Source organism: Mariluticola halotolerans (assembly GCF_021611515.1).
GTDB lineage: Bacteria > Pseudomonadota > Alphaproteobacteria > Rhizobiales > Devosiaceae > Mariluticola > Mariluticola halotolerans.
In genome coordinates this window covers 2253273-2272725 of sequence record NZ_CP090960.1, presented here as the reverse complement: position 1 = coordinate 2272725, position 19453 = coordinate 2253273, and the positions used below count along the sequence as shown (strand labels likewise).

The following is a 19453-nucleotide window of genomic DNA, read 5'->3' as shown; positions in this document are numbered from 1 at the left end:
CAAGTTTGCTATAGCCGGTGCTGAGTATGGGAGCTTGAAAAACATGGCCGATATTAATGTCGTGATTACCGGTGCCAGCGGGCGCATGGGCCTCGCCTGCATCAAGGCTGTGGTGGCAAGTGAAGGGCTCCGGCTGCATGCGGCGATTGATCGTCCTGACGCGCCGGCAATCGGTATGGATGCAGGTGTCCTTGCCGGCCTGCCACCCCTTGATGTCGCGGTTGGCGATAACGTGCCCGAAGCGCTTGAAGGCGCGCATGCGGTTATTGATTTCACCGCCCCGGCAGCAACAGTAGCTCTTGCGGCACAAGTCGCGGAGCGTGGCATTGCGCATATCATCGGCACCACAGGGTGTTCTGATGCTGATGAAGAAGCCTTGCATGACGCGGCACGGGCCGGCGCGCGCATCGTGAAATCCGGCAATATGTCGCTTGGCGTCAATCTGCTCGCCAGCCTTGTCAAAAGAGCCGCCGCAGCGCTGGGTAATGATTTCGATATCGAAATTATCGAAATGCATCACAATAAAAAGGTCGATGCCCCCTCCGGCACGGCCTTGCTGCTGGGTGAAGCCGCAGCTGCCGGCCGTGAAATTGATCTCGCGACACGGTCCGACCGCGGGCGGGATGGCATTACAGGCCCGCGTGAAGAGGGTGCAATCGGCTTTGCCTCATTGCGCGGTGGCAGTGTGGTGGGCGAGCATTCGGTGATCTTTGCTGGTCCCTCGGAGCGGATTGAATTGACCCACAAGGCCGAGGACCGTGGCCTGTTCGCCAATGGCGCGGTCAAGGCTGTGCTCTGGGTTCATGGCCGCGCACCCGGCTATTACACCATGGCTGACGTGCTTGATCTCGACTGACCAAAACGGTCTGTCCCCGTTTAACCCGGTCCCTTGAAAAGCGGATACGATTTTCAAGGCGCCCTATCAGATGGAAAAATGATGGAACGCACATTGATCCTTGTCCGGCATGGACAAAGCGAATGGAACCTCAAGAACCTGTTCACCGGCTGGCGCAATCCCGGCCTTACCGACAAAGGCATTGAGGAAGCCCGCGCTGCCGGCAAGGCGCTGAAAGCGCTTAATTTCAATGTGGACCTGTGCTTCACCTCCGCGCTGGTCCGCGCCCAGCACACGCTGGATTTGATGCTGGAAGAGATGGATATCGTCAATATGACCATTATCCGCAATCAGGCGCTTAACGAACGCGATTATGGCGATCTGGCCGGTCTCAACAAGGATGATGCCCGCGAAAAATGGGGTGAGGAGCAGGTGCATATCTGGCGGCGTTCCTTCGATACACCACCGCCGGGCGGTGAAAGCCTAAAGGATACCGCCGAACGGGTGCTGCCCTATTACCACGCCGAGATTGAACCCAGGGTCGTTGCCGGTGAAACCATTCTGGTCGCAGCGCACGGCAATTCGCTGCGTGCCCTGGTCATGGAGCTGGAAAAGCTGTCGCCTGAGGAAATCCTCAAGCGCGAGATCAAGACCGGTGATCCGATTATCTACAAGCTCAAAGCCGATGGCGGTGTTGAATCGGTAAGCGGCGTCTAAAGACTTGTAGTGGTGTCAGGCCCGTGCCTTGTGCAGGGCTTGACCAAAGACTGCGGCAAAACTCGCCTTGTCGTCGGGATTGAGGAACGCGCCTATTTCCAGTTCCTCATCGCGCATGCGCAAGGCCAGCTTGGTTACCCGATCATCATGATCGCGCTCCACATGCAGCCGCACCCAGAAGGGATTAAAGGCGTGGTTATGCGCTTTTCCCTTGTGGGAAACATGGCGAACCTCAAGACTGTCTGCCCACAACGTGACCTCCTCGAACGCATCACCGGTTTTGCGTGACGCACTCAGCGCCCACCAGAGCGCCAGAATATCGAGACCGAGAAAACCAACGACCGGCCAGGCGCCGGTGGCAAAGAAATAAATACCGGGTACGCTGGCGAGAATGGCATAAACCGCAACAACAATGCGAATGCCCCGCGTGTCGAGCGAGCGGTGCGGGGTCAAAAGGGCGGCAAAAAGCGGATGGTCCTGCATGGCTTGGGTCCGTTAATGGCGGTTTCCTGATCGCGGCATTTGACGCAATATACTCCTCGAATCGGGCAAAAACGATGGCCAAACCTGTTCTAAAATCGCGGCTTTCCGCCGCTGCGATCGACGCAATGTTCGAAAGCTTTTCCCGGCATGATCCGGAACCGAAGGGTGAACTCGATTACTGCAACGATTTCACCCTGTTGGTCGCAGTGGTGCTGAGCGCCCAGGCCACCGATATCGGCGTCAACAAGGCGACCAAAAACCTGTTCCCGATCGCTGATACACCTGAAAAAATGGTGGCGCTGGGATTGGAGGGCATTACCCGTCACATCCGGACCATAGGGCTATACCGGAACAAGGCCAAAAACGTGCTCGCCTTGTCTGAAAAGCTGATCGCCGAATTCGGGTCCGAAGTCCCCCGGACGCGTGAAGCGCTGGAGAGCCTGCCCGGTGTCGGCCGCAAGACCGCCAATGTCGTCCTCAATATTGCCTTTGGACAGCCCGTGATTGCCGTTGATACGCATCTGTTTCGCGTCGGCAATCGTACCGGACTGGCACCTGGAAAAACCCCACTTGCCGTGGAACTGATTCTCGAAAAAGTCATCCCTGACCGCTTCATGTTACATGCGCATCACTGGCTGATCCTGCATGGGCGCTATGTCTGCAAGGCGCGCAAACCGGATTGTCCAAACTGCATCATTGCCGAATGGTGCCGCTACAAGGACAAGACAGTGGCCTGATGCCGCGTCGGGCCGGGGCATGTTCTAAATGCGTTGCACATTTATCCTGTTTCGGGGATAAAACCCGCCAGCGATGGCGTTCATGGCACAAGTTCTTGCCAGTGCGCCCATGATTTGTATGGTCCCGTGGGACACACGCAGCACAAGGGATCAGTTCATGGCGGAAGCCAAATACGACGTCTTGACCATTGGCAATGCCATTACCGATATTCTTGCCCGGGTTGAAGAAGATTTCATCACATCTGAAAAACTCGACAAGGGCATCATGCACCTGATTGAGGGCGAACGGAGCGAACATCTCTACGCCCTGATGCCTGAAGACAAGCAGCAGATTTCCGGCGGCAGCGCCGCCAACACGGCGGCCGGCGTGGCCTCGCTCGGCGGTAATGCAGCCTTTGTGGGTAAAGTGGCAGAAGACGAGGTTGGCGAATTCTACGCCAATGATCTGCGCGAAGCTGGTGTCGACTATACCACACGCATGCTTGAACACGGCGCCGGTTCCGGCCGCTCAATGATCCTGATCACGCCCGATGGCGAGCGCACGATGAACACCTATCTCGGTGCCTGTCACGACCTGACCGAAGCTGATATTCTCGAAGATCAGATTGGCTCCGCTGCGATCACCTTCATGGAGGGATATCTGTGGGATCCCCCCGAAGCCAAGCGGGCTTTCGTCAAGGCCGCCCATTTTGCCCATAAGCACGAGCGGGCTGCCGCGATCACCTTGTCGGATCCATTCTGCGTTAATCGGTTTCGGGATGAGTTTCTCGATCTGTTGCGCTCGCAAACCTGTGATTACGTCTTCGCCAATGTCGAGGAATTGAAAGCGCTTTATCAGACCGACAATCTTCATGACGCCGTGCAGGCGGTCGCCCAGGATGCTGAAGTGGCGGCGATTACCATGGGCGCTGATGGGGCCATGGCCATCGCCAATGGCGAAGTTATCACGGTGCCAGCCTTCAAGGTGGACAAAGTGGAAGACGCAACCGGCGCCGGCGATTTGTTTGCCTCCGGCTTCCTGTTCGGCCTCGCGCGTAACCAGACCATGGAAGAGGCCTTGAAGCTGGGGTGTCTGTCAGCCTCGGAAGTCATTTCCCATGTGGGTGCCCGCCCGCTGAAAAACCTGCGGGCCCTGGCTCTGACCCACGGGCTTGCCGTCTAGAATTCGGTTTCGCCGGCGCGCTATGCCGCGCCGGCCATGACCTGGCTTAAAGCTTTCTCAGCGCCACATGGTCGATGGTGTGTTCCACACCCTTGGTCAGGATCAGGTCGGCCCGGCCTCGCGTGGGCAGAATATTCTCGCTCAGGTTTGGCAGGTTGATGCCCGTCCAGATTGTCGTTGCCAGCGACACAGCCTCTTCTTCGCTCAGCTTGGAGAACCGGTGAAAAAACGAGCTCGGGTCGCGGAAGGCGGTTTCGCGCAAGCGCTGGAACCGGGCAATGAACCATTGCCGCAAATGCTTTTCTTCAGCATCGATATAGACCGAAAAATCGATGAAATCCGAGGCGAAGACAATCGGCGTGCCGCTTTTGGGCAATTCGCCCGGTTGCAGAATGTTCAATCCCTCGACAATCAGAATATCAGGGCGGTCAACGATGACCTCCTCTCCCGGCACCACGTCATAAACGAGGTGAGAATAAACGGGCGCCGCCACATTCGGCCGTCCGGATTTGATGTCGGCCAGAAACCGTACAAACCGTGCCCGGTCATAGCTTTCGGGAAAGCCTTTCCGTTCCATCTGGTTGCGCGCTTCCAGCACACTATTGGGATGCAGAAACCCGTCAGTGGTGACCAGGTCCACCTTGGGGCTGGCCGGCCAGCGCTGCAACAGCGCATGAAGGATACGTGCGGTGGTGGATTTGCCTACCGCGACCGATCCCGCAACACCGATGATAAAGGGCACCTTGTCGCCATTGGTGCCGAGAAATTTTGTGGCCGCGCTGTGAATGCCTTGTGTCGCTTCAACATAGAAGGACAGCAGACGGGTCAACGGCAGATAAACCTGTTCCGCCTCGGTAAGCGATATCGGATCGTTAAGGGAGCGCAGGCGCTCAAGGTCACTCTCGGTAAGGGTCATGGGCTCGCCATCGCGCAGCGCGGCCCATTCGGATTTTGTGAACTGATGATAGGGGACGACGTCGAACATCTTTGTGGTCATGTTTAGAGATCACCCTCTTGCCGTGCCGCCTTTTCAGCGAGACCGGACTGGGCCGTGCGGCTTTCCAGCTCGGCCATGACCGCGTCCAGCTCAACCCCGGCAGCCATCAATGTCACCAACAGGTGGTAAAGCACATCGCCGGCTTCCCCGATCAGCCCGTCCCGGTCATGGGTTACCGCTGCAATCGCTGCCTCAACCGCTTCCTCACCCAGTTTCTGGGCGCATTTTTCAACGCCCTTGTCCAGCAGCTTGGCTGTATAGCTTTCGCTTGGTGCAGCTTTGGCGCGTTCGGCCAGCCGGGCGTTCAATTGTTCGAGGGTAAAGGACATGATTTCTTCCTGAAAACCGGGTTCTTCGGAAAATAAACGGGAGCGGGGATCAGTCGTCGCGGCGCACCGCAATACCGTGCGCGGCCATATGATCTTTGGCCTCACGAACGGTGAATGTCCCAAAATGAAAGATTGAAGCGGCCAGAACAGCGCTGGCATGGCCCTTGGTTACCCCATCGACCAGATGATCAAGTGTGCCAACTCCGCCAGAGGCAACAACCGGCACATGCACAGCGTCGGCAATGGTGCGCGTCAGTTCGAGATCAAAGCCGATCTTGGTGCCATCGCGATCCATCGAGGTGACCAGCAATTCACCGGCCCCGAGTTCCACCATACGGCTGGCAAATTCCACGGCATCGAGACCTGACGCGGTGCGCCCGCCATGGGTATAGATCTCCCAGTCCGACCGGTTGTCACCGCCCGAGGCTTGCGTCGCCCGGCGCTTGGCATCAACCGAGACGACGATGCACTGGTCGCCAAACTTGTCGGCAGCGCGGGCCACAAAATCGGGATCCCTGACGGCTGCTGTATTGATCGACACCTTGTCCGCGCCCGAGAGCAGCAATTTGCGGATATCTTCAATCGTACGCACGCCACCGCCCACGGTCACTGGCATGAAGCAATGCTCGGCAGTGCGGCTGACCACGTCGAAAATCGTCTCGCGATCTTCATGGCTGGCAGTGATATCGAGAAAGCACAATTCATCGGCCCCGGCGGCATCATAGGCAATCGCGGCTTCAACCGGGTCCCCGGCGTCGATCAGATCAACGAAATTGACGCCCTTGACCACGCGGCCATCCTTGACGTCGAGACAGGGGATGATGCGGGTTTTAAGGGTCATTGGGTTTTCCTCAAACCGGTTCTCTCAGGCCCGTTCATGCGGCAGCGCGCAGCATGGACAGCGCCTCTTCAGGATCGATCCGCCCATCGTAAAGCGCGCGGCCCGATATGGCCCCTTCAAGAATGCGCATTTCGGGCCGGGTCATCATTTCAATATCGGTCATGGCAGCCAGCCCGCCCGAGGCGATCACGGGAATGGACGTGGCCTCTGCCAGTTCCAGCGTTGAAGGCCAGTTAATGCCGGCCAAAATGCCGTCGCGGTCGATATCGGTATAAATGATCGCGGCAACCCCGGCGCCCTCAAAGCGCTTCGCCAGTTCGATGGCGCTCAATTGCGAGGTCTCGGCCCAACCCTCGACGGCCACCTTGCCACCGCGCGCATCAATGCCGACAGCGACCTGTCCGGGGAAAGCCTTGCACGCTTGCTTGACGAGGTCCGGATCGCGCACGGCAATCGTGCCGAGAATGACCCGCGCCAGACCCTTGTTAAGCCAGGCCTCGATATGGGCGAGGGTGCGGATACCGCCTCCGAGCTGCACCGGAAACTTGACGCTTTGCAAAATCGCATCCACCGCACTGCCATTGACGCTCTCACCGGCAAAGGCACCATTGAGATCGACCACATGCAGATATTCAAAGCCCTGCGCTTCAAAGCTTCTGGCTTGGGCTGCAGGCGAATCGTTAAAGACCGTCGCCTGTTCCATGTCCCCGAGCTTGAGACGCACGCACTGGCCATCCTTGAGATCAATGGCAGGAAAAAGGATCACGGCTTCCACCTCAAAAAATTCTCGATCAGGGTCAGGCCAAGCTTTTGGCTCTTTTCGGGGTGGAACTGGGTGCCCACCATATTATCGCGCCCGACCGCTGCCGTTACCGGCCCACCATAATCGGTGGTCGCCAGTACAGTCGCCGGATCGGTTGCGGCCAGCTGGTAGGAATGGACGAAATAGGCATGCAGACCGTCCGGTCCGTCGGCAATATTCTCGAACAATGCATGCTTTTGGGCAAAGCGCAGCGTGTTCCAGCCCATATGCGGAATTTTAAGTGCCGGATCATCCGGGGTGATCATTTGCACGGCCCCTGGGATCCAGCCGAAACCTTCATGCGCGCCTTTTTCAAGGCCTGTGGTCGCCATCAGCTGCATGCCAACGCAAATGCCGAGATAGGGCACGCCGTTTTTTATCACCCGCTCTTCCAGCATCTCACGCATGCCCGAAACCGCCAGCAGCCCGGAACGGCAATCGGCAAAGGCACCAACCCCCGGCAAGACAATGCGCTCGGCCCTGGCGACGCGTTCAGGATCATTGGTGACGATGATTTCAGGGGCATTATCCAATTGGGCGGCGGCGCGCTGAAACGCTTTTTCCGCCGATTTCAGATTGCCCGAGCCATAATCGATAATTGCAACGCTCACGCTGAAACCCCGCGTTTAACCCATGCCATTTCAGCCAGTTCCGCATCCGTCGCGATAAGATCACCCATTGGCTGATACCCGCGCCGGATCAACGCACGCATGCGGATAGTCGCCGCCTCAAAGCCCAAAAGGACTGCGCCCAGTACGTAAAGCCAAAAGCCGGCCTCATCCCCCAGCCCGAAACTGACCGCGACCAGTGCCACCATCAGCCCCAGCCAGACAAGCAATTCCACCCAAAGCCCATGTGCCATGGCCCAGAAGGGCGGCAACAGCGCGGCAAACCACGAAAAGCGCTCTTCAACGAACAGCGCGCCGCTTTCAATTGCCGGATCTTTGATCCCCGAAGGGCGGTAGAATACATGAAAAATGGACATGCAAAGGCTCCTTGCCGCGCCTGATTAACGCAAGATCGGCTCAGTTTCCAACATTATCCGAACCGGATGGCGCAAAGAGACGCTTTAAAGGCTGCCCTTGGTCGAGGGAATGGCGTCCGCCGTGCGCGGATCAATCTCCACCGCCTGCCGCAGGGCCCGCGCCAGTGCCTTGAAACAGCTCTCGGCGATATGGTGGTTATTGTCCGCGTAAAAGGTTTCCATATGCAAGGTGATCCCGGCATTCATGGCAAAGGCCTGAAACCATTCCCGGAACAATTCGGTATCCATCTCGCCCACCTTGTCGCGGGTAAACTCCACCCGCCAGACGAGAAATGGCCGTCCGGACACATCGATGACCGCGCGGCTGAGCGTGCCATCCATGGCCAGATCAGCGCTGGCATAACGTTTGATGCCTTTTTTGTCGCCCAATGCCTCCTTCACCGCCGCGCCAAGGGCAATGCCCACGTCTTCGGCTGTGTGGTGAAAATCAATATGCAGATCGCCCTTGGCTTCGACTTTCATGTCGATCAGCGAATGCCTGGCCAGCTGGTCCAGCATGTGATCGAAAAAGCCGATACCGGTCGCCATGTCATGTTTGCCGGTGCCATCCAGATTGACGGAGACCTTGATCTCGGTCTCATTGGTCTTGCGGGCGATTTCCGCTTTACGCATGGGTTCGAACTCCTTGGGCGGTTTCACGAACAAGTGACCTTCACCCGTTCTGCGCGCAACCGCTTTGCCGGAACCGCCAGTAAGGGCGAATTCCGAGCGATCCTCTATCAGTTTCATTATCCCGCGAAAAGGCTAACACCTCCTTCACATTGTAATTGGCGCGCAACCGCCTAAATATGGATGCGTTCCGTTGGTGCAGTTCAAAGCGCGGCGGAACCGGAGCGGCCCAAAAAATGGGCGCGGAATATGGAGTTGTTTATGGCCGATCAGGCACAAAATTTTCCCGGCTGGCATGGCACGACCATTGTCACAGTGCGGAAGGGCGGCAAGGTGGTTGTCGCCGGTGACGGGCAGGTATCGCTCGGACCAACAGTAATCAAGCACAGCGCCAAAAAAGTACGCCTTCTGGCAGGCGGCAAGGTAATCGGCGGTTTCGCCGGGGCCACAGCCGATGCCTTTACCCTGTTTGAGCGGCTTGAAGCCAAGCTCGAGCAATATCCCGACCAATTGATGCGCGCCTGCGTTGAACTGGCCAAGGACTGGCGCACGGATCGTTACCTGCGCCGCCTCGAGGCCATGATGATCGTCGTCGACAAGACCGATTCTCTGGTCCTGACCGGTACAGGCGATGTGCTCAGCCCCGATAGCGGCATCACCGCCATCGGTTCAGGCGGCAATTATGCGCTGTCCGCTGCGCTGGCTTTGCAGGAAACCGATATGGATGCTGAAGCCGTGGCGCGTAAGGCGATGGAAATTGCCGCCAAAATCTGTGTTTACACCAATGAACAGGTGACCCTGGAAACATTGGCGACGGATGAAAGTTAAGACCATGAGTGAGAACAGTTTTTCCCCCCGCGAGATCGTTTCCGAGCTCGACCGGTATATCGTTGGTCAGTCCGACGCCAAACGTGCTGTCGCCATTGCCCTGCGCAATCGCTGGCGGCGTCAGCAATTGCCAGAGGATATGCGCCGGGAAGTGACCCCGAAAAATATCCTGATGATTGGACCAACCGGCGTCGGCAAAACCGAAATTTCCCGGCGTCTCGCCCGCCTCGCCAATGCGCCCTTCATCAAGGTGGAAGCCACCAAGTTTACCGAGGTCGGCTATGTCGGCCGTGATGTAGAACAGATCATCCGCGATCTGGTGGAAAGCGGCATTTCGCTGTTGCAGGACAAGCGCCGCAGCGAAGTGCAGGCCAAGGCCCATCTCAATGCTGAAGAACGTGTGCTCGACGCGCTTGTCGGTGCCTCTTCGCAATCGTCCACCCGCGAGAGCTTCCGCAAGAAACTGCGCGACAACGAGCTGGACGACAAGGAAATCGAAATCGAGATACAGGCCCAGCCCGGTGGCGGCATGTTTGAAATCCCCGGCATGCCCGGGGCCAATATGGGCATGATCAATCTCTCCGACATGCTCGGCAAAGCCATGGGCGGCAAGGGCGTCAAGAAGCGCGTCAAGGTCAAGGACAGCTATCCGCTTCTGATCAATGAAGAAGCCGACAAGCTGCTGGATCAGGATCAGCTTAAATCCGAAGCCATCGATCTGGTCGAAAATCACGGCATCGTCTTCCTTGACGAGATCGACAAGATTACCGTGCGCGAAGGCCGGGGCGGCGGCGATGTGTCCCGTGAAGGTGTGCAGCGCGATCTGCTGCCGCTGATCGAGGGCACAACGGTTGCGACAAAGCATGGGCCGGTCAAGACCGACCATATCCTGTTCATCGCCTCGGGCGCTTTCCATGTCGCCAAGCCGTCGGACCTGTTGCCTGAATTGCAGGGCCGTTTGCCGATTCGGGTGGAATTGCGGGCGCTGACCCATGACGATTTCGTCTGCATTCTCAACGACACTGAAGCCTCGCTGATCAAGCAATATGTGGCCTTGCTGCAAACTGAAGGGGTAACCTTGGAGTTCACCCCGGACGCTATCGAGGCGATTGCGAAGGCCGCAGTGACTGTCAATGCGAGCGTCGAGAATATCGGCGCGCGGCGACTTTCAACGGTGCTGGAACGGCTGGTCGAGGATATTTCCTTCGACGCGCCTGACAAGGACGGTGAGACAATCGTTATTGACGGGGCGTTTGTCGAAAGTCAGGTCGGCAAACTGGCCGGCGACACTGACCTGTCGAAATTCGTGCTCTAGACCCGGAGGGTGGGCGTCGGGATCAGCGTCCTGCCGCCCGCCTGACGACTTCGTTTTTCAAACTGACAAGGTCTTCCGGCGTCAGCTTGTCGATGACATTGGCCAGCCGGTTGGTCAATTCTGTCGCCTCGGGGCTCAGCCCGGCGGTGTCGATGGTAATCTTGGGGTCGGAGATCTCAGCCAGCCGCTGCAGCTCTTCTGCTTCATCCCAGATCACATTGAAATAGGTGATGATGCGTTGCAGCAGGAACCATGTCGGTTTGCCGCGCCGGCCGTGTTCGAGCGCCGATAAATAGGCGCTGGACACATCGAGCGCTTCCGCCATCTGTTTCAGCGTAATATTGCGCTCTGCTCTCAGTGCGCGCATTTTTGCTCCGAGCGGCGTCATTTCCCCACCCTCTTCAGCCTGACATAATAAGCGCCTTCCCCGCCATGCGCCTGCGCGGATATTTCCCAGCCGGCGATCATGGGGGCCATGGCCGGGTCGCGCAGCCAGATCGGCAGCATGTGGCGCAAAACGCCCTTTTGTTCGATAGCGCCATAGCCGGTTTTTTTCAGCCCCTTGCCGGTGATCACCAAAAGGGTGCGGTCACCACGCGCATAGCGCGCGGCTACAAAGCGCAAAAGCGCTGTATGCGCTTCCGACTGGCGCATGCCATGCAAATCAATGGTGCCGTCAATCGGCAACTGGCCGCGCATCAGGCGCCGGCGGATACGCGGTTCGATGTCCCGGTCCGGGCTGGCTTTTTGTACCCCGCGTCCCAAAGGGGTAATCGCCTTGTGCTGATGCATTGGCGTTGCCACCGAGGATTTGCCCTTGGCAGCAGCAACCGGGCCGTCGCGTACTGGAGCCGCATCGGGCACCGGCGGCAATTTGGCACCGGGCCGCAGCGGCGAAACGGTCCGGGCGACTTCAGACCACAAGTGCCAGTCACCAAGGGGCGGTTTCGTTTTCCGGTCGCGCTTGGCCATATGTGCCGCCCACCCTTTTCGCCCTAGTCGAGCTGGTCGGTGGCCACAAGCTTCCAGTTGGGATCGCGCGAGCGGGTATTGCGGGCAAAGCTCCATTCGTCGGCAATGGTGATAACCTGATCGGCATTGCCCTCGACCAGCTCGCCGTCTGCGTCGCGGGTGGCCGAAACCACCTCAGCCTTGAACTGAATCGTCACCTGGGCAACCTTCTTGTCTACACCGGCATCGGAAATCCCGATGCTGGGCAGCCCCACAAAAGTGAAGTCAACGGTATGCCCCTTGGCTTCACGTGCGGATATGGCCGCTTCGAAATCGTCATAGACATCTTTTTCGAGCAGCGATTTCAGTGTCCGGTGATCGCCTGCGGCAAACGCGGTCACGATCATCTCATAGGCGGACTTTGCGCCCTCAAGAAAACTTTTCGGCATGAAGCTGGCATCATGCTCGGTAATGGATTTCAGGCCTTCGGCCAGTTTTTCGTCGCCACGCGAGAACTGCTCGATTTCAGCCTCGATCTTGCGGGCCCGCCGCTCGGCATCGGGATCTTCCTCGACAGCAGCGGTGCGCGGGCGCAACGGTATAACCGTGTCATTATTGTTGCGGGTCTCTTCGCGGGCCTGGATGCGCTCCTCCGGCGGGCGTTCGTGCCCTGTGCGGGTGCCAAGGACCGAGCGCAGCCGCAACAATACGACAATTGCTACGCCAATGATGATAAGGGTGGGGAGATCAAGAAAATCGGTCATGGGCCTCTGGCATCACATCTCGGACAAAAATGCATATACCAGACCCTCAGCGGGTCGCGATATGCGGTTTACTCACCTATATATAGGTAAACATTGACTGGAAACCAGTTCACATATGCATGAATCGCCGTTGTGGGCGAAAATGCGTTGATTACACGGGAGTATTGCGACCTTGGGACGCTTGTTATTCGGCATTTTTCTGATCGTGCCTTTGATCGAAATCGGCCTCTTCATCTCCATTGGTCAGGTAATCGGCCTCTGGCCCACCCTGCTCGGGGTTATCGTGACCGCGATGATTGGTTCCGCGATCATCCGCAAACAGGGCCTGTCGCTGCTCTCGGATATCCGTGCCACAACCGCCGCAGGCACCCTGCCGGCCCAGCAGCTGGCCGAAGGCATGATGCTGGGCGTTGCAGGCGCCCTGCTGCTGACGCCGGGTTATTTCACGGACCTTTGTGGTTTCCTGTTACTGGTACCCGCCATCCGTGCGGGCATTTACAACGCGCTCAAATCCCGCATCACCATTGTTGGCGCGACAACAGGTACCCGCCAGCGCCCGCCCCAGGACCCCGATGTAATCGACCTTGATCGGAAGGATTGGCGGGATGATGACTGAACGCCAAGGCCTGTCAGCCTTGTGACCTTGGGTCAAAAGTGCTAGCCAGCAAACCGGAATTCTCGTTAGTCAGGAACAATTAAATGGCCAAAGACAAACCAGCCGCGCCGCAAGCCGATGCCAATGGCGCAGCGCCAGAACAGGGCAAGGCTCCGCAGTTCAACATTATTGGGCAATATGTCCGTGATCTCAGTTTCGAGAATCCCGGCGCGCCCGGCTCCATAATCGGCGGCACCAGCAATCCCGGCTTCAATGTCTCGATCAATGTCCAGGTCAAGAAGCAGGCCGAGGATGTTTATGCGGTCGAGCTGACGATCAATGCCAAGGCCGAGCGCGACAGCAAATTGCTGTTCAATATAGAGCTGGTTTATGGCGGGCTTTTCCGCATTTCCAACGTGCCTGAAAATCAGCTGCCGCAGCTGTTGATGATCGAATGCCCGCGGCTGGTCTTCCCCTTCGCCCGGCAGGTCATGGCCAATGTCACCCAGGCCGGCGGCTTCCCGCCCCTGTTGATGGAGCCGGTCGATTTTGTTGCCATCTATCAGCAGAACCTGGCGGCCATGGCCAAGCAGGCAAGTGAAGCAGGCGAGACGCCCAAGCCGAACTGAAGCTGATCCGGCATACGATATAGAAAAACGGCGTTTTGAGTGGATCAAAACGCCGTTTTTAATTTCAGGTTGAACCGGATTGCCCGGTTCAGACTTTCTTGACCCGCACCACCACATCGACATGGGTGACTTCCATGCCGTTCGGCGCATCGGGAAGACCCTGTATGACGATTGAATCAGCCGGGATATCGATCACCCGCTGTTCGTCTTCCACGAAGAAATGGTGGTGATCCGACGTGTCGGTGTCGAAATAGGAGCGGGCGGCGTCAACCGTGACTTCCCGCAGGAGGCCGGCCCGCCGGAACTGGTGCAATGTGTTATAGACCGTGGCCAGCGACACCTCGATCCCGCCGGCGCCCGCTTCCCCGTGCAGCGCTTCGGCGCTGACGTGACGATGATCGCCCGAGAACAGAAGTTCCGCCAGGGCAATCCGCTGCCGCGTGGGCCGCAGGCCAGCCATCCGCAAGACGGCCGTCAGACACGGACGGCGCGAGGGAATTTGACGCTGAGCGTTAGCGCGATAGGCCATATCAGTATTTTACCCGGTACATAAGTTTATCTCTTCAGCCAAACTATACGTGCAAGGCGCACGGCATACAAGCGCAGCGCCGGTCACATGGTTAGGGCCTCTTGCCGCAAGGTGCCCAGAGTGCCATTGTTCCACAAGTGGCCCCATCCTTGGGAAAAGTTATGTTGACCCTCTCCCGGTCGCCCTCTACACAAACTCGATCAATCCTTTAAAGAGGCGACAGCATGGCAGAGCGTGCCCATCAATTTAACTACGAAGAACTGTTGGCGCACAGCCGTGGCGAACTGCCCGGCCAAATGGATGCCCGTTTGCCGGCTCCCCCCATGCTTATGTTCGACCGCATCACCCATATCGGCGAGGACGACGGCGAATTTGGCAAGGGCTCTGTTGTTGCTGAACTCGACATACACCCCGACCTGTGGTTTTTCAAATGCCACTTCATCGATGATCCCGTGATGCCCGGTTGTCTGGGGCTTGATGCGCTCTGGCAGATGGTCGGCTTCTTTCTCGGCTGGTCCGGGTCGCCCGGCCGTGGCCGCGCTTTGGGAGGCAGCATCAAGTTTACCGGTCAGGCAACCCCCGATGTCAAAATGCTGGAATACCGGATTGATATTAAGCGCCATATGCGCACCCCCCTGCCTTTTGGCATTGCCCAGGGCACGGTGAAGGCGGATGGTGAAACCATATATGTGGCCGACATGCTTCGGGTTGGCCTGATCGGCGGCGCGTAAGCGCCACTGGTTTGAACAAAAGACGGCAGTGAGGATAATATGAGACGAGTTGTGATCACCGGTATGGGCATTGTGTCCTCGATCGGCAACAACAAGCAGGAAGTGCTCACCAGCCTCATGGAGGCTCGTCCGGGCATCCGCTTTGCAAAGGATTACGCTGATCTCGGTTTCCGCTGCCAGGTTGAAGGCGCGCCGACCCTTGATCCGTTTGAAGTGCTCGATCGCCGCACCACCCGTTTCATGGGCAAGGGCGCGGCGTGGAATTATATCGCCATGGTCGAAGCCATCGAACATGCCGGGCTTGACGAAAAGGACTATCGTCACAATCCGCGCACCGGCATTGTCATGGGTTCGGGCGGCCCCTCGACCATGGCCGTGATTGAAGCGGCGGATATCACCCGTGAACGCGGCCCCAAGCGCATCGGCCCAACCGCCGTGCCCAAGGCCATGAGTTCGACCGCCTCGGCAACCCTGGCCACCGCCTTCAATATTCACGGCGTCAACTATTCCATCTCCTCGGCCTGTGCGACCTCCAAGCATTGCATTGGCAATGCTTACGAGCAGATCCAGCTGGGCAAGCAGGATCTGGTTTTTGCCGGCGGCCACGAGGACCTGCACTGGTCCATGTCCAACCTGTTTGACGCCATGGGCGCCATGTCCACTAGTTTCAACGACACGCCTGAAAAGGCCTCGCGCGCCTATGACAAGAACCGTGATGGTTTTGTCATCGCCGGCGGTGCCGGCGTGCTGGTGCTCGAAGAGTTGGAGCATGCCAAGGCACGCGGGGCCAATATTCTGGCCGAGATCATCGGCTATGCGGCGACCTCGGACGGCTATGACATGGTTGCGCCCTCGGGCGAAGGCGCCGAGCGCTGCATGCGCATGGCGCTCGAGACCGTCAACATGCCGATCGATTATATCAACCCGCACGCCACCTCGACCCCGGTCGGCGACCGCAAGGAAATGGAAGCGCTGCGCGCCGTCTTTGGCAATGAAGACAGCTGCCCGCCCTTCTCGGCCACCAAATCCCTGACCGGCCATTCGCTGGGGGCCACCGGTGTGCAGGAATCGATCTATTCGATTCTGATGATGCAGAACCGCTTCATCTGCGAGAGCGCCAATATCGAAGAACTCGACCCCGAGTTCGCCGACATGCCCATCGTGCGCAAGCGCCGCGACAACGTCGATATCGGCGTTGCCCTGTCCAACTCCTTCGGCTTCGGCGGCACCAACGCCACCCTGGTGTTCAAACACCCGGACGCTTAAGGGCGGCAATACCGGCTTTAAGCCCTGACTGTGCCCGGACCTTGTGCCGGGCATTTTCGTGTCCGGCACTGTCCTCATCCTGAGCCTGTCGAAGGATGGGCAGCAGGTGCGGTGCTGGAACCCTCGCCCTTCGACAAGCTCAGGATGAGGGTTTTGGGGTTCACATTGCGTCTGGTCCATTCTCCTTTTTGCCCGGACTTGATCCGGGCATCCATGCGGTGTCGCAGGTATCGTATGGACCCTCGGATCAAGTCCGAGGGAGAACGAAGGGGGAGGTGCCATTTGTTGTCCTATCTCCGATCATCATACTCGGGCTTGACCCGAGTATCCATGCGATGGTGCAGCCCATCAGGTGGGCATGGGGGCGTGATTTTGTTTGGTCGGTCCTTTTGTATTTGCTGATGGTTGGTCATGGGCCCTCGGGTCAGGCCCGAGGGTGACGATGTGGGGGTGGTGAAAGATTTTTTTTGGGCACCCCTCAAATTCCACCCACCCCAAAGCCCCCGTCAGGCCCAAAGACCCGACGGTGTTGATAATCAGGCGGCATGAGACGGTGCATGGCCCGTCTGAGAGTTAAAACAAATGAGACATACACCGTCTCATGCAACCGGGATTTTTGGCGTGGCCTGTACTCTTAAAGCGCTGGGGCCCATCCCCGCCGGGTTTCCCCGGTACACCTGCCTTCGGGGGCAGGCTGGTCGCGGCACAGTTTTGGCCTTCCCTGAGGCGACCCCCAAGGAACCCGGTCCCCCTTCACCCCGGACGTTCGTCGCGCCGGCGCCGGTGATGTGAAAAGGTGGGATGAGGATAAACGGGGTTTGGGGGGCGTCGATAAGTTTTGTGGAGAAGAAGGTCGCCGGGTTATATGCGTGCCGCTCTGGATTGCCGCGCGGCTTCGCCGCTCGCAATGACGACGAGGGATTTGTGATTGGGTTTGTCCCTTACCTCATACTGAGACTGTCGAAGGAAGGGGGAGGTGCCATTTGTTGTCCTATCTCCGATCGTCATACTCGGGCTCGACCCGAGTACCCATGCGGTGGTGCGACGGCCATAGGTGGGCGTGTGGTCATGCGGTGTTGCGTATCCGCCCTTTTGTATTTGCTGGTGCTTGGTCATGGGCCCTCGGGTCAAGCCCGAGGGTGACGATGTGGGGGGATGAGGGTTTGGGGCGTTCCACGCCCACTCCGTCATTCCCGTGAAAACGGGAATCCAGTGCACCGCGTCGGCGGTGCAAAAGGCAAATCCTGCGGGCAGGACTGTCCGCTGCTGGATCCCCGCCTGCGCGGGGATGACGATGGGGTGGCGCTGGGAGGACTTGCGATGCGGGCCTAGTGCCGGCGGCCGTATTTGACTTCGGAGAATTTGGCCTCGCGTCCGTCATAGAGCAGCAGGCGGCCGATCAGGGGTTCGCCGATCCAGGTGATCAGCTTGATCGCTTCCATGGCCATCAGGGTGCCGATGACGCCGGTGACGGCGCCGAGAACGCCGGTGGCCTCGCAGCTGGGCAATTGGTCCTGATCGGGTATTTCGGGGAACAGGTCGCGGAAGCGGGGATTGGGCTTGCCGGTGGCGTCCGGTGTGTGGGGTGAGATGACCGTCAGATGGCCGTCATACATCGACACCCCGCCCGAGACCATCGGGCGGCTGAGCTTGTGGGCCGCATCGGAAATGGCAATCCGGGTTTCGAAATTATCGGTGCCATCGATCACCAGATCATAGTCACCCAGAAGGCTGACGGCATTGGTGTCGTCCAGCCGCACATCATGGGTATTGATCACCACTTCGGGATTGAGCGACTTGGCAAAGCGCGCCGCGCTTGTCGCCTTTTGCGTGCCGATATCGGCGGTGGCGTGAATGACCTGGCGATGCAGGTTGGACAGGGAGACCTTGTCGTCATCAACGACCCCGATCGTGCCGACCCCGGCAGCGGCGAGATAGGCAATCACCGGACTGCCCAGCCCGCCCGCGCCAACCATGAGAACCCGCGCCGCCTTCAGACGTTTCTGCCCCGGTCCACCAACGCCCTTGAGGACGATGTGACGGGCATAACGGCGGCTTTCTTCGGGCGACAGGTTCACGTCGGTTCAGTTCCTATTCTGCAGCGGCCAGTGGCACGGCGACAAAGCGCCTGTCCGGTCCCTCAAAGCCATGGGCGAAGACTGAGACTATGGCCACTGCCCGTGAAATGTCGAGAGCATAATAGGGGAGATAGACCCCGAAAATGCGATAGGTGACCGGGCAGCCCCGCGAACGGGGCAGGCTGTCGTCGCGATGAACGATTTGCGCGCCCGTATCGTTCTTCAACTGCAGGACAAAACCCTGCGCCTGACTGTCCATCCAGTCGGCACAGGCAAGCGCTGCGGGCGCGTCAAACATTTCCAGCGAAACCGTATAGGCACCTGAAATCGCATCGGGCGCATAACCCGGCACACCGAACTGGAGCGAGAACCCGTCCGTATCAATCGTGCCGTCACCGCGCAGTGCCGCGACCTGGGCCGGCTGGTCGATCTCGAGGTCGATCATGCGGTCGAGCGCCTCTGCCCGCACCTCTGCCCGCAGCGTCAAAAGCGATTCCTCTTCACGCTCCGCCTTGAGGCGGATAGGGGTGCCAACGACCCACTGGTCGGTGTTCAGGTCGACCACATAAAGATTGCTGTAGGCAAAGCCCGATCCGTCCTCGATGCCATATTCCTCAAAAGCGATATAGCGGGCATCCCGGGAATAGCCGATCACCTCCAGCAGGGCACGGTCGCCCGCAAGGGCTGCAGCGGGCACAAGCAGCGGCCCGGCAAGAGCCAGAAGGCCCAAAAGACTATTGCGCAGCCACATGACCTGTCGATCCAAATCCGTTTGCGCCCCGTGCCGTGGCATCAAGGCTTTCAACAAGGGAGAATTGAGCCGCGCTGACCGGCGCCACCACCATCTGGGCGATCCGGTCGCCGCGCTGAATGGTGAAAATGTCTTCACCATGATTGATCAGAATGACTTTCACCTCACCCCGGTAATCCGCGTCAATCGTGCCGGGGGCGTTGAGAACGGTAATGCCGAATTTTGCCGCCAGTCCCGACCGGGGCCGCACCTGCGCTTCATAGCCAATAGGCAGCGCCATGGCGAAACCGCAAGGCACAATCGCCCGCGCGCCCGGCTGCAGGTCGAGACTGTCGCCCGGCGCAAGCGCCGCGCTCAGATCGAGGCCCGCCGCGCCGTCACTTTCGGCGCGCGGCACATTCAGCCCCGTGCCGTGATCGAGCCATTTGAAATCAATAGTAAGGGGTGCCGCACCCATGC

25 protein-coding genes are annotated in these 19453 nt (G+C 58.6%); 10 read left to right on the top strand and 15 right to left on the bottom strand.

The window, feature by feature from the left end; translation table 11 throughout:
• Positions 1–43 precede the first annotated feature (43 nt).
• Positions 44–856, top strand: coding sequence for a 4-hydroxy-tetrahydrodipicolinate reductase (gene dapB / locus L1P08_RS10845; protein WP_303617031.1), 813 nt, complete (start codon positions 44–46; stop codon positions 854–856).
• Between the two features lie 81 nt (positions 857–937).
• Positions 938–1552, top strand: a complete 615-nt coding sequence (locus L1P08_RS10840; protein ID WP_303619550.1) for a 2,3-bisphosphoglycerate-dependent phosphoglycerate mutase — start codon at positions 938–940, stop codon at positions 1550–1552.
• 15 nt (positions 1553–1567) lie between these two features.
• Here the strand turns inward: L1P08_RS10840 and L1P08_RS10835 are convergent, their stop codons facing one another.
• Complete coding sequence (locus L1P08_RS10835) at positions 1568–2035, bottom strand: DUF2244 domain-containing protein (protein WP_303617030.1); 468 nt, start codon at positions 2033–2035, stop codon at positions 1568–1570.
• Positions 2036–2109: 74 nt separating this feature from the next.
• Here L1P08_RS10835 and nth point away from each other — a divergent pair, with 74 nt between their 5' ends.
• Together nth and L1P08_RS10825 are read left to right on the top strand one after the other, a co-directional pair.
• The gene (gene nth, locus L1P08_RS10830; RefSeq protein WP_438268407.1) at positions 2110–2772 is read left to right on the top strand and encodes an endonuclease III; all 663 of its coding nucleotides are present in this window, start codon (positions 2110–2112) and stop codon (positions 2770–2772) included.
• A 157-nt stretch (positions 2773–2929) separates the two neighbouring features.
• Positions 2930–3934 carry an adenosine kinase gene (locus tag L1P08_RS10825; protein ID WP_303617029.1) on the top strand — a complete coding sequence of 335 codons (1005 nt, stop codon included), beginning with the start codon at positions 2930–2932 and terminating at the stop codon, positions 3932–3934.
• 46 nt (positions 3935–3980) lie between these two features.
• On the opposite strand, the gene coaA is transcribed toward L1P08_RS10825, so the two are convergent.
• From coaA to hisB, 7 genes are all read right to left on the bottom strand, one after another.
• Positions 3981–4931, bottom strand: coding sequence for a type I pantothenate kinase (gene coaA, locus L1P08_RS10820; RefSeq protein ID WP_303617028.1), 951 nt, complete (start codon positions 4929–4931; stop codon positions 3981–3983).
• A gap of 2 nt (positions 4932–4933) precedes the next feature.
• Entirely contained in the window at positions 4934–5263 is a 330-nt protein-coding gene (locus L1P08_RS10815) for a phosphoribosyl-ATP diphosphatase (protein WP_303619548.1), read from the bottom strand.
• Positions 5264–5309: 46 nt separating this feature from the next.
• A complete protein-coding gene (gene hisF, locus L1P08_RS10810; protein WP_303617027.1) occupies positions 5310–6101 on the bottom strand; it encodes an imidazole glycerol phosphate synthase subunit HisF in 792 nt (263 codons plus the stop codon).
• Between the two features lie 34 nt (positions 6102–6135).
• Positions 6136–6867: a 1-(5-phosphoribosyl)-5-[(5-phosphoribosylamino)methylideneamino]imidazole-4-carboxamide isomerase gene (gene hisA / locus L1P08_RS10805; protein WP_303617026.1), complete on the bottom strand. Its 732-nt coding sequence runs from the start codon at positions 6865–6867 to the stop codon at positions 6136–6138.
• Complete coding sequence (gene hisH / locus L1P08_RS10800; RefSeq protein WP_303617025.1) at positions 6864–7514, bottom strand: imidazole glycerol phosphate synthase subunit HisH; 651 nt, start codon at positions 7512–7514, stop codon at positions 6864–6866. Before hisH ends, hisA begins: the two co-directional genes overlap by 4 nt.
• Positions 7511–7888 (bottom strand): DUF2628 domain-containing protein, encoded by a 378-nt coding sequence (locus tag L1P08_RS10795; RefSeq protein WP_303617024.1) that lies wholly within the window; start codon positions 7886–7888, stop codon positions 7511–7513. Before L1P08_RS10795 ends, hisH begins: the two co-directional genes overlap by 4 nt.
• Before the next feature lie 84 nt (positions 7889–7972).
• Complete coding sequence (gene hisB / locus L1P08_RS10790) at positions 7973–8560, bottom strand: imidazoleglycerol-phosphate dehydratase HisB (protein ID WP_303617023.1); 588 nt, start codon at positions 8558–8560, stop codon at positions 7973–7975.
• Positions 8561–8818: 258 nt separating this feature from the next.
• Here hisB and hslV point away from each other — a divergent pair, with 258 nt between their 5' ends.
• Together hslV and hslU are read left to right on the top strand one after the other, a co-directional pair.
• Entirely contained in the window at positions 8819–9385 is a 567-nt protein-coding gene (gene hslV, locus L1P08_RS10785; protein ID WP_303617022.1) for an ATP-dependent protease subunit HslV, read from the top strand.
• A gap of 4 nt (positions 9386–9389) precedes the next feature.
• Positions 9390–10700, top strand: a complete 1311-nt coding sequence (gene hslU, locus L1P08_RS10780; RefSeq protein WP_303617021.1) for an ATP-dependent protease ATPase subunit HslU — start codon at positions 9390–9392, stop codon at positions 10698–10700.
• Positions 10701–10722: 22 nt separating this feature from the next.
• Here hslU and L1P08_RS10775 read toward each other — a convergent pair whose 3' ends face one another.
• From L1P08_RS10775 to L1P08_RS10765, 3 genes are read right to left on the bottom strand one after another with little or no spacing between them, the layout of a single operon-like run.
• The gene (locus L1P08_RS10775; RefSeq protein WP_303617020.1) at positions 10723–11088 is read right to left on the bottom strand and encodes a helix-turn-helix domain-containing protein; all 366 of its coding nucleotides are present in this window, start codon (positions 11086–11088) and stop codon (positions 10723–10725) included.
• Positions 11085–11672 (bottom strand): Smr/MutS family protein, encoded by a 588-nt coding sequence (locus tag L1P08_RS10770; protein ID WP_303617019.1) that lies wholly within the window; start codon positions 11670–11672, stop codon positions 11085–11087. Before L1P08_RS10770 ends, L1P08_RS10775 begins: the two co-directional genes overlap by 4 nt.
• Before the next feature lie 23 nt (positions 11673–11695).
• Complete coding sequence (locus L1P08_RS10765) at positions 11696–12415, bottom strand: Tim44/TimA family putative adaptor protein (RefSeq protein ID WP_303617018.1); 720 nt, start codon at positions 12413–12415, stop codon at positions 11696–11698.
• A 172-nt stretch (positions 12416–12587) separates the two neighbouring features.
• Here L1P08_RS10765 and L1P08_RS10760 point away from each other — a divergent pair, with 172 nt between their 5' ends.
• Both L1P08_RS10760 and secB read left to right on the top strand, forming a co-directional pair.
• Positions 12588–13031 (top strand): FxsA family protein, encoded by a 444-nt coding sequence (locus tag L1P08_RS10760; protein WP_303617017.1) that lies wholly within the window; start codon positions 12588–12590, stop codon positions 13029–13031.
• A gap of 83 nt (positions 13032–13114) precedes the next feature.
• Complete coding sequence (gene secB, locus L1P08_RS10755) at positions 13115–13639, top strand: protein-export chaperone SecB (RefSeq protein ID WP_303617016.1); 525 nt, start codon at positions 13115–13117, stop codon at positions 13637–13639.
• Positions 13640–13727: 88 nt separating this feature from the next.
• On the opposite strand, the gene irrA is transcribed toward secB, so the two are convergent.
• Positions 13728–14099: an iron response transcriptional regulator IrrA gene (gene irrA / locus L1P08_RS10750; protein WP_303617015.1), complete on the bottom strand. Its 372-nt coding sequence runs from the start codon at positions 14097–14099 to the stop codon at positions 13728–13730.
• 293 nt (positions 14100–14392) lie between these two features.
• On the opposite strand from irrA, the gene fabA reads away from it, so the two are divergent.
• Both fabA and fabB read left to right on the top strand, forming a co-directional pair.
• Positions 14393–14899 carry a bifunctional 3-hydroxydecanoyl-ACP dehydratase/trans-2-decenoyl-ACP isomerase gene (fabA, locus tag L1P08_RS10745; RefSeq protein ID WP_303617014.1) on the top strand — a complete coding sequence of 169 codons (507 nt, stop codon included), beginning with the start codon at positions 14393–14395 and terminating at the stop codon, positions 14897–14899.
• 39 nt (positions 14900–14938) lie between these two features.
• Positions 14939–16165, top strand: a complete 1227-nt coding sequence (fabB, locus tag L1P08_RS10740; RefSeq protein ID WP_303617013.1) for a beta-ketoacyl-ACP synthase I — start codon at positions 14939–14941, stop codon at positions 16163–16165.
• 1328 nt (positions 16166–17493) lie between these two features.
• On the opposite strand, the gene L1P08_RS10735 is transcribed toward fabB, so the two are convergent.
• From L1P08_RS10735 to dut, 3 genes are read right to left on the bottom strand one after another with little or no spacing between them, the layout of a single operon-like run.
• Positions 17494–18243, bottom strand: a complete 750-nt coding sequence (locus L1P08_RS10735; protein ID WP_303617012.1) for a HesA/MoeB/ThiF family protein — start codon at positions 18241–18243, stop codon at positions 17494–17496.
• A 13-nt stretch (positions 18244–18256) separates the two neighbouring features.
• Positions 18257–18994, bottom strand: a complete 738-nt coding sequence (locus L1P08_RS10730; RefSeq protein WP_303617011.1) for a DUF2259 domain-containing protein — start codon at positions 18992–18994, stop codon at positions 18257–18259.
• Positions 18978–19451, bottom strand: a complete 474-nt coding sequence (gene dut, locus L1P08_RS10725; protein WP_303617010.1) for a dUTP diphosphatase — start codon at positions 19449–19451, stop codon at positions 18978–18980. The genes L1P08_RS10730 and dut overlap by 17 nt, the downstream gene beginning before the upstream one ends.
• Between the last annotated feature and the right edge of the window lie 2 nt (positions 19452–19453).